The sequence below is a fragment of the Streptomyces sp. NPDC054840 genome, from assembly GCF_053611065.1.
Genome location: NZ_JBSGZP010000264.1, coordinates 1 through 9,259, shown reverse-complemented (window position 1 = coordinate 9,259; position 9,259 = coordinate 1). Strand labels below are relative to the sequence as shown.

Annotated in this window: 9 protein-coding genes and 1 pseudogene; 5 read left to right on the top strand and 5 right to left on the bottom strand. The window is 70.4% G+C overall.

Annotated elements, in window-relative coordinates; translation table 11 throughout:
- A pseudogene (locus ACWGIU_RS19790) lies at positions 1-636 on the bottom strand (hypothetical protein); the annotation flags it as partial.
- Positions 637-784: 148 nt separating this feature from the next.
- On the opposite strand from ACWGIU_RS19790, the gene ACWGIU_RS19785 reads away from it, so the two are divergent.
- Both ACWGIU_RS19785 and ACWGIU_RS19780 read left to right on the top strand, forming a co-directional pair.
- Positions 785-1,729, top strand: coding sequence for a DUF4097 family beta strand repeat-containing protein (locus tag ACWGIU_RS19785; RefSeq protein WP_453707525.1), 945 nt, complete (start codon positions 785-787; stop codon positions 1,727-1,729).
- A gap of 1 nt (position 1,730) precedes the next feature.
- Positions 1,731-2,687 (top strand): helix-turn-helix transcriptional regulator, encoded by a 957-nt coding sequence (locus ACWGIU_RS19780; protein WP_453707523.1) that lies wholly within the window; start codon positions 1,731-1,733, stop codon positions 2,685-2,687.
- 25 nt (positions 2,688-2,712) lie between these two features.
- On the opposite strand, the gene ACWGIU_RS19775 is transcribed toward ACWGIU_RS19780, so the two are convergent.
- The 4 genes from ACWGIU_RS19775 to ACWGIU_RS19760 all read right to left on the bottom strand — a co-directional run bounded on the left by ACWGIU_RS19775 (position 2,713) and on the right by ACWGIU_RS19760 (position 5,982).
- Positions 2,713-3,285, bottom strand: a complete 573-nt coding sequence (locus ACWGIU_RS19775; RefSeq protein ID WP_453707521.1) for a Clp protease N-terminal domain-containing protein — start codon at positions 3,283-3,285, stop codon at positions 2,713-2,715.
- The gene (locus ACWGIU_RS19770) at positions 3,285-3,494 is read right to left on the bottom strand and encodes a helix-turn-helix domain-containing protein (protein WP_030013034.1); all 210 of its coding nucleotides are present in this window, start codon (positions 3,492-3,494) and stop codon (positions 3,285-3,287) included. Before ACWGIU_RS19770 ends, ACWGIU_RS19775 begins: the two co-directional genes overlap by 1 nt.
- A 95-nt stretch (positions 3,495-3,589) precedes the next feature.
- Positions 3,590-4,552, bottom strand: coding sequence for a zinc-binding dehydrogenase (locus tag ACWGIU_RS19765; RefSeq protein WP_030764417.1), 963 nt, complete (start codon positions 4,550-4,552; stop codon positions 3,590-3,592).
- A gap of 227 nt (positions 4,553-4,779) precedes the next feature.
- Positions 4,780-5,982, bottom strand: a complete 1,203-nt coding sequence (locus tag ACWGIU_RS19760) for an NAD(P)-dependent malic enzyme (protein ID WP_453707519.1) — start codon at positions 5,980-5,982, stop codon at positions 4,780-4,782.
- Between the two features lie 526 nt (positions 5,983-6,508).
- Here ACWGIU_RS19760 and ACWGIU_RS19755 point away from each other — a divergent pair.
- Genes ACWGIU_RS19755 through ACWGIU_RS19745 form a run of 3 tightly spaced genes read left to right on the top strand, consistent with a single transcriptional unit; the run spans position 6,509 to position 9,216 of the window.
- Positions 6,509-7,471 (top strand): ABC transporter substrate-binding protein, encoded by a 963-nt coding sequence (locus ACWGIU_RS19755; protein WP_453707517.1) that lies wholly within the window; start codon positions 6,509-6,511, stop codon positions 7,469-7,471.
- Positions 7,472-7,510: 39 nt separating this feature from the next.
- Positions 7,511-8,452, top strand: coding sequence for an amino acid ABC transporter permease (locus ACWGIU_RS19750; RefSeq protein WP_453707515.1), 942 nt, complete (start codon positions 7,511-7,513; stop codon positions 8,450-8,452).
- The gene (locus tag ACWGIU_RS19745; RefSeq protein WP_453707513.1) at positions 8,452-9,216 is read left to right on the top strand and encodes an amino acid ABC transporter ATP-binding protein; all 765 of its coding nucleotides are present in this window, start codon (positions 8,452-8,454) and stop codon (positions 9,214-9,216) included. The genes ACWGIU_RS19750 and ACWGIU_RS19745 overlap by 1 nt, the downstream gene beginning before the upstream one ends.
- Positions 9,217-9,259 lie beyond the last annotated feature (43 nt).

Genomic DNA, 9,259 nt, shown 5'->3' with positions numbered 1-9,259 from the left:
CCCCGCTCCGCCGCGTCGAGCTCGGCCCGTACCGCGTCGCGCCAGCCCGACCACTCCAGCGGTTCCACGCCCGTAGCCACCCGGGCCGCCGCCCGGAGCCGGTCGGCCGATTCACCCGGGGCGAGCCCGGGGGGCAGGGTCAGTCCGGCCCGCGTGAGCAGGGCGACCAGCGCGAGCAGCCGGGCCTCCCCGCCCCCGTCCCCGGTGGGGCCGGCGTCGGCGCGGGTGAGGCGCTCCAGTTCCGCCAGGTCGAGTACGGGGTCCAGGCCGAGCCGCGCCGACAGGGCCCGCATGGCATCGGGTTCGCCGGACGGGCGTCCGGCCGCGTCCCACGCGTAGGCGGCGGTCCGCCGGAACCCGCTGGACAGGGCGAATCCCGCCCGGCCGGCCTCCCACCACAGGCTCAGTACCGGCCAGGCGGTACCGATCGCGATCGCCGAGCCCCAGCCGGTGAGGACCTCCGTCAGGGTCTCGGGGGCCGTCCCGCCACGGCTTGTCCTCGGGGACGAGCACGCTCCATCCCCCCGCCGGGGCGAGCAGCAGGCGTACGCGCAACAGGTGTGCCGGGGGCCGGACGGCAAGGGGTTCGGCGCGGCAGAGCAGCATTCCGCCGGTCGCGGCTCTGGATATTGACATGCCCACACAATAGTGCAAAACGGCCCGAATCGTGGGGTTCTGGCGGGACGCTTGACTTCCCTCAACCGCGATATATCGTGTTAACAGAAGACGCGATATGTTGCGTGCGTCGAGCCCGGTCCGTGAACGCACGAGGAGGATCAGCACCATGGCAGAGCAGTCGCCCGCGCCGTCGTCGCCGACGACGTGGCACTTCGCCGAACCTCAGAAGCTCACCCTCCCGGAGCCGGTGACCGAGCTCCGCGTCCGCCTCGTGAGCGGGACGGTGAACGTGGTCGCCGCCGAGGAGGGGCCGGCCCGCCTGGAAGTGACCGAGGTGGACGGCCCGCCGCTGTACGTCGTCCAGGACGGCGGCATGCTGACCGTCTCCTACGATGACCTCCCCTGGAACGGCGCCCACGGCTTCAAGCAGTGGTTCGAGACCAAGCCCTGGAAGGCCTGGGCCGCTTCCGCCTCCGGCCGCAAGGCCTGGGAGCGCAGTGTCGCGATCACCCTCACCGTGCCCGCGGCCACCCAGGTCCACGTGGCCGCGGTCGGTGCCGCCGTCTTCGTCTCCGGTATCTCGGGCGGCACGGACGTCACCGGAGTCTCCGGCGACGCCACGCTGGTCGGGCTGTCCGGCCGGATCAAGGCGCACACCGTCTCCGGCAACGTCGAGGCCCAGTCGGTCTCCGGCGAGTTCGGCTTCCACTCCGTCTCCGGCGGCCTGACGGTGGTCGACGGCTCGGGCGGCAACGTACGGGCCGACTCGGTCAGCGGTGACATGCTCATCGACCTCGCCGCGGACCCCGCCGCCCCCGAGCCGGTGGACATCTTCCTCAACTCCGTATCCGGGCAGGTCGCGATCCGCCTCCCGCACCCCGCCGACGCCAAGGTCGAGGCCAACACCGCCACCGGCCGCGTCTCCAACGCCTTCGAGGACCTGCGCGTCTCCGGTCAGATGGGCACCAAGCGGATCACCGGAACCCTCGGCTCCGGCGCCGGCACCCTGCGGGCGACCACGGTCTCCGGCTCGATCGCGCTGCTGCGCCGCCCGCAGCCCGACGCCGCGGACCCCGCCGCCCCCCTCACGCTCGACAAGAAGGTGCTCTGACATGCCGCCCGTCTTCGCCCACGGCCGACTCCGCCTGTACCTCCTCAAGCTGCTGGACGAGGCCCCGCGCCACGGGTACGAGGTGATCCGCCTCCTGGAGGAGCGCTTCCAGGGCCTGTACGCACCCTCCGCGGGCACCGTGTACCCGCGACTGGCGAAGCTGGAGGCCGAGGCTCTGGTCACGCACGCCACCGAGGGCGGGCGCAAGGTGTACTCGATCACCGACGCCGGCCGGGCCGAACTGGCCGACCGCGGCGGGGAACTGGCCGACCTCGAACTGGAGATCCGCGACTCGGTCACCGAGCTCGCCGCCGAGATCCGCGACGACGTCCGGGGCGCGGCGGGAGACCTGCGCCGCGAGATGCGGGCAGCGGCCACGGCCTCGGCGACCCGGGTCGAGGACGAGTCCTGGAAGGCCGCCAAGGAGGACCTGCGCAAGGTGCGGCAGGAGTGGAAGGAGCAGGCGCGCCGGGCGAAGGACGAGAGCCGCCGTGCCCGCGAGGAGGCGCAACAGGCCCGCCGCCAGGCCAAGGAGGCCCAGGAGCGGGCCCGTGAGGAGGTCCAGCGGATCGCGGGCCAGCTCCAGGAGCAGTTCGCCAGGTCCGGCGGCGTCCTGGGCAGCCTGGCCGGAGCATGGCTCGGCGGTGCGCCGGCCGCGGCCCCGGTGGACACGCAGCCCCGTACGGCTTCCGCGACCGCTGCCGACGGGTCGGCGAAGGAGACGTACGCGGGGACGGACGCGGCGGCGGACGCGGACCGGGCTTCGGACTGGGCCAGGGATCTGACGCCGACCGGCGACCCGGCCCGCGACCTGGACCGTCTGCTCGACCGCTTCCGTGACGAGGCCCGTGACGCGGCCCGGGACCGCGGGGTGACGGAGGCCCAGGTGGCCGAGGCCCGCGACCACCTCGCGGCTGCGGCCGCCCGGCTGGGAACGACGTTCGGCCCCCGGTCGTAGCCCGCCCGCGCCACCGCCGCGGCGGTCAGGCCGCCAGGCCCGTCTCGGCCGTGCGGTAGGTGATGCCGTGGTCCGACAGGACCTCGGAGACGGTGCCGGGGCGGGAGAGCAGGGCCAGCAGCAGGTGCAGGGTGCCGATGTGGTTGTCCTTGCGGCCCAGCGCGATGCGCAAGGATTGCTCCAGCACCTTCTTCGAGCCCTCGGCGAAGGGGACCCGGTAGTCGCCGGAGCGGTCGTCCGCGTCCTCGCGGCCGAGGGCGGAGCGGATCGAGGCGCCCAGGGTCCGCCTGCGGGGTGCGGGGGCCGCGAGGACGCCCTGGCCGTGGGTCTCCTCGATGCGGGAGACGATCTCGGTGAGGTCGATGCCGAGTCCGGCCAGCGCCTCCTCGTCCGCCCGGGACATGCCGCCCCGGCGGCGGGCCGCCGCGAGGTCGGCGGCCACCGCCGCGCGGTCCACGCCGAGGGGGTCCAGGGTGCCCAGGGTCAGCAGGGAGAGCAGCAGGTGCTCCTCGGTGACGGTGGCCGCCCCGGCCTGCCGGGCCTCGGTCACCGCCCCGGTCACGGTCGACCGGGCGTCGCGGGTGAAGCGTTCGAACATCAGAGCCTCCCGTATTTCTTGTGCACGGCCTGCCGGCTGACGCCCAGCTCGGCCGCGATCTCCTGCCAGGACCATCCCTGCGCGCGGGCGCTGCGTACCTGTACGGCCTCCAGCTGCTCCAGCAGCCTGCGGAGGGCGGCCACGGCACGCAGGCCCACGCGCGGGTCACGGTCACCGGCCCGCTCGGCGAGATCAGTGGCTTCGGTCATGGATGTCAATGTAGGTTGACGCCGGAGATTCGTCAACCCACATTGACAAGGCGGGGCAGGAGGGAGGGGCGACTCCAGGGATCTGGGATCTGGGATCAGGGGGTGAGGACGATCTTTCCGAACAGGTCGCCCGACGCGAGCTTCTCGAACCCCTCCCGCGCCCGGTCCAGCGGCAGCACCTCGTCGATGACCGGCCGCAGCCCGGTGGTCGCGCAGAAGGCGAGGAGGTCCTCCAGCTCGTCCTTCGAGCCCATCGTCGAGCCGACCACCTTCAGCTCCAGGAAGAAGATCCGGGTCAGCTCGGCGTGCGCGGGGCGGTCGCCGCTCGTGGCACCGGAGATCACCAGGGTGCCGCCCGGACGCAGGGACTTCACGGAGTGCGACCAGGTGGCCGCGCCCACCGTCTCGATCACGGCGTCCACCCGCTGCGGCAGCCGCGCGCCCGGCTCGAACGCCTCCACCGCGCCCAGCTCCACGGCCCTCTTGCGCTTGGCCTCGTCCCGGCTCGTGGCGAACACCCGCAGACCGGCCGCCTTGCCGAGGGCGATCGCGGCGGTCGCGACACCGCCGCCGGCCCCCTGCACCAGGACGGAGTCACCGGGGCGGACCCCGGCGTTCGTGAACAGCATCCGGTACGCCGTCAGCCAGGCCGTCGGAAGGCAGGCGGCCTCCTCGAAGGTCAGCTCGGCGGGCTTGCGCAGCACGTTCCAGGCGGGGACGGTCACCTGCTCGGCGAAGGTCCCCTGGTAGCGCTCGGTCAGGATCGAGCGCGGCTCGTCCGGGCCGACCCCGTGGCCGCTCTGACCGATCACGGAGTGCAGGACGACCTCGTTGCCGTCCTGGTCGATCCCGGCGGCGTCGCAGCCGAGGATCATCGGGAGTCTTTCCTCGCCGAGGCCGACCCCGCGCAGCGACCACAGATCGTGGTGGTTGAGGGAGGCGGCCTTGACGTTCACGGTCACCCAGCCGGGCCGGGCCTCGGGAGCCGGGCGGTCGCCCAGCTCAAGGCCGTTCAGCGGCTGGTCACGGTCGATTCGGGCGGCGTAGGCAGCGAACATGCGGCGACGCTACCGCTCGGTAGGGCCGGGTTCCAGGCCTCCCGCGACCGCACGGGTGAGGTCTTCGTCGCACCCGGCCCGGACCCGGGCCGACGGAAGGGGTCCGTTGCGGCGGCGCGAAGACGGTGAGGCCGCTCGGTCCGCACCGCGCGAGCGCCGCATGGAAACGAAGAGACCCGGCCGGAGGGATCCGGTCGGGCCTCTTCGCGTACTGCTCAGCTCCGGTCTCAGACCAGGCGGGCCACTCCGTCGGCCTTGGCCGCGGCGGCCACGGCCGTGGCGACGGCCTCGGCCACGCGCGCGTCGAACGGCGACGGGATGACGTAGTCGGCGGCCAGCTCGTCACCCACGACACCGGCGATGGCGTCGGCGGCGGCGATCTTCATGCCCTCGGTGATCCGGGTGGCGCGCACCTTGAGGGCGCCCGCGAAGATGCCCGGGAACGCCAGCACGTTGTTGATCTGGTTCGGGAAGTCCGAACGGCCCGTGGCCACGACCGCCGCGTACTTGTGCGCGACGTCCGGGTGGACCTCCGGGTTCGGGTTGGCCATGGCGAAGACGAACGCGTCCTTCGCCATCGAGGCCACCGCCTCCTCCGGGACCGTACCGCCGGAGACGCCGATGAAGACGTCCGCGCCGTTCAGCGCGGTCTCCAGGGAGCCCGTCTGGCCGGTCTTGTTCGTCAGGCCCGCGATCTCCGCCTTGACGTCCGTCAGGTCGGAGCGGTCCGCGGACACGACGCCCTTGCGGTCGGTGACGCAGACGTCGCCGATGCCCGCGTCCACGAGGATCTTGGCGATGGCGATACCGGCCGCGCCCGCACCCGAGATCACGGCGCGCAGGTCGCCGAGGGTGCGACCCGTCAGCTTCGCGGCGTTGCGCAGCGCGGCGAGCGTCACGATGGCCGTGCCGTGCTGGTCGTCGTGGAAGATCGGGATGTCCAGCGCCTCCTGGAGGCGGCGCTCGATCTCGAAGCAGCGGGGCGCCGAGATGTCCTCCAGGTTCACGCCGCCGAAGGACGGGGCGAGACGGATGACCGTCTCGATGATCTCGTCCGTGTCCTTGGTGGCGAGCGCGATCGGAACCGCGTCCACCCCACCGAACTGCTTGAAGAGGATGGCCTTGCCCTCCATGACCGGGAGGGAGGCCTCGGGACCGATGTCACCGAGTCCGAGCACGGCCGTACCGTCGGTGACGACGGCGACCACGTTGGACTTCCAGGTGTACTCGTTCACCAGCTCCGGCTGCTCGGCGATGGCGCTGCACACCTTCGCCACGCCGGGCGTGTACGCGAGGGAAAGGTCATCCTTGTTGGTGACCGGCACTGTGGCCTGGATGGCCATCTTGCCGCCCCGGTGCAGCGCGAACACCGCGTCCGGGTTGTTGTCCGTGACGCTGTCACTGCGAGGGTTGAAGATTTCCGCTGCCACTTCGTGTGACCCCTTAAGTCCTTTGAATCGTTGAGGGTGGCCACTCCTGGTTAAGGGGTGGGCGGGCACCGCGTCCGTACTCCGCGTCAACGGTTGGCCCGTCTCCGCGGAGGGGAGGTTCGTACGCGCGGGCGCGCCGCACGCGCGCCCTGAGCCCCGGATGAGGGGTGTAAGGATCTGTTCTACCGGAAGAACGCTCGCCCAGACGAGTCGATTCCCGCTCAACTGTAGGTCGCTTGCCCGGCTTTTGGCGAAAAGTCCAAACCTTGTCGTCCAGTGGGCGAGACGTCCCGGAGAAACTGCGGCCAAACCAGCAGGTCACAGCAGTATCTGCGGTCTCGAACACCGTTCCCCGCAGTCCTGTTGGGCAACCCCGGGCGCCCGTTATGCGATTTTGACCTGACGGGCACCCTGAATGTCTCAGTCCGAATGGCAAGATGCCGTAATCACACAAGGTCGCGACACTCGATGGTGCGTGTCCGACCATTTTTCGATGCTTTTCCACCAGCGCCGGAGGAACCAAGCCATGACCGCTAGCACCACCCGTCGTACGACCGCCGCACGGTCCCGGATCGCCGCGGTCGGCGCGATCGCGGTCGCGGGCGCCCTGATCCTCACCGGTTGTGGTGACCAGACCGACAAGGCCTCCACGAGCCCGTCGGGTGCGGCGAACAACAGCAGCGCCCCGCTCTTCTCCAAGCTCCCGAAGAAGATCCAGGACGCCGGTGTCATCAAGGTCGGCACGGACGCCACCTACGCGCCGATGGAGTTCACCGAGGGCGGCAAGATCGTCGGTGTCGACCCCGACATCGCGGCGGCCCTGAGCAAGCAGCTCGGCGTGCAGTTCAAGTTCGAGTCGGGCACCTTCGACACCCTGATCGGCAGCATGCAGACGGGTCGCAGCGACCTGGTCATGTCCTCGCTCACCGACACCAAGGCCCGTCAGGAGGGCCTGGACGACAAGGGCGCCAAGACCGGTGCCGGTGTCGACTTCGTCGACTACTTCTCCTCCTCGACCGGCATCCTGGTCAAGAAGGGCAACCCCCAGGGCATCAAGACCCTCGACGACCTGTGCGGCAAGACGGTCGCCGTGCAGCGCGGCACCACGTACGAGGAGTCCGCCAAGACCCAGGCCGAGAAGTGCAAGACGGACGGCAAGGGCGAGCTCAAGATCGAGTCCTTCCCGACCGATGCCGAGGCCCAGACCCGAGTGAAGGCCGGTGGCGCCGCCGCCGACCTGAACGACTCCCCGGTCGCCGCGTACATCGCGCAGACCGCGGGCGGCGGCAACGACTTCGAGGCCATCGCCAACCCGACCGACGCCGGCCTCTTCGGTATCGCGGTGGACAAGAAGAACACCGAGCTGCGCGACGCGCTCAAGGAAGCCCTCGACGCGGTCATCAAGGACGGCTCCTACAAGGCCGCCCTGGACAAGTGGAACGCGGGCTCCGGCGCCGTGACCGAGGCCAAGATCAACGCCGGTTCCTGACCTCCGCGTACCACCGCAGCACACTGAAGGGCAGTCACTGTGACTGACAAGCTCGACAAGGTCCCGGGCCCGGCGGACACCCCGCCGGCCGGGGCCGTCCCCCCCGAGGCGATCCGTGCCATCCCGGTCCGCCACTACGGTCGCTGGATCAGCGCCGTGGTCGTCATCGGCCTGGTCGTGGCGCTCGCGATCGCCTTCTCGCAGGGCAACGTGCGCTGGGCGACCGTGCCGGAGAAGCTGTTCGACCCCACCATCCTGCGTGGTGTCGGCAACACGATCTGGATCAGCGTCGCCTCGATGGCCCTGGGCCTGGTGCTCGGTGTCCTCTTCGCCGTCATGCGCCTCTCGAAGAACCCGGTGACCAGCACCATCGCCTGGTTCTACATCTGGCTGTTCCGCGGCACCCCGGTGTACGTGCAGCTCCTCATCTGGTTCAACCTCGCCCTGATCTTCCCGATCCTGAACCTCGGGTTCTACAAGGACGAGATGACCCAGGTCATGACCCCCTTCCTGGCCGCCCTGCTGGGTCTCGGCCTCAACGAGGGCGCGTACATGGCGGAGATCGTCCGGGCCGGCATCCAGTCGGTCGACGAGGGCCAGACCGAGGCCTCGCACGCGCTCGGCATGACCCGGCTGCAGACCATGCGCCGTGTCGTTCTGCCGCAGGCCATGCGGGTGATCGTGCCGCCGTCGGGCAACGAGTTCATCAACATGCTCAAGACCTCGTCGCTCGTGGTCGCCGTGCAGTACTTCGACCTGCTGCGTGCCGCGCAGGACATCGCCTCGACCTCGTTCGCGGTGATGGAGATGTTCTTCGTCGCATCGATCTGGTACCTCGCCCTGACCAGCGTGTTCAGCGTCGGCCAGTACTACCTGGAGCGCCGTTACGCCCGTGGCGCGCTCCGCTCGCTGCCGCCCACGCCGCTGCAGAAGATCAAGGCGAAACTGTCCAGCTTCTCGAACCGCAAGGCGGTGGCCTGATGACGACTGCCATGGTGAAGGCCGAGGGCGTCCACAAGTCCTACGGTGCGGCGCACATCCTCAAGGGCATCGACCTGGAGGTCGCCCCGCGTGAGGTCTTCTGTCTGGTCGGCCCGTCCGGCTCCGGCAAGTCGACCTTCCTGCGGTGCATCAACCACCTGGAGCAGGTCAACGCCGGACGGCTGTACGTCGACGGGCAGCTCGTCGGCTACCGCCAGAAGGGCGACAAGCTATACGAGCTGAAGGACAGTGAGGTCGCGGCCCAGCGCCGGGACATCGGCATGGTCTTCCAGCGCTTCAACCTCTTCCCGCACATGACGGCCATCGAGAACGTCATGGAAGCCCCGGTCATGGTCAAGGGCGAGTCCAAGGCGGTGGCGCGCGAGCGCGCCGTCAAGCTCCTGGACCGTGTGGGCCTCGGCGACAAGGGCGGGAACTACCCCACCCAGCTCTCCGGCGGCCAGCAGCAGCGCGTGGCGATCGCCCGCGCGCTCGCCATGGAACCGAAGCTGATGCTCTTCGACGAGCCCACCTCGGCGCTCGACCCGGAGCTGGTCGGTGACGTCCTCGACGTCATGCGCGACCTCGCCGAATCGGGCATGACCATGATCGTGGTCACCCACGAGATGGGCTTCGCCCGCGAGGTCGGCGACAACCTCGTCTTCATGGACGGCGGCGTCGTCGTCGAGTCGGGCCACCCCCGCGACGTCCTGGGCAACCCCCAGCACGAGCGCACGAAGGCCTTCCTGTCCAAGGTGCTGTAGCTCCGACAGGTGCTGTGGTCCGCGTCCGCGGACGGACGAGGGG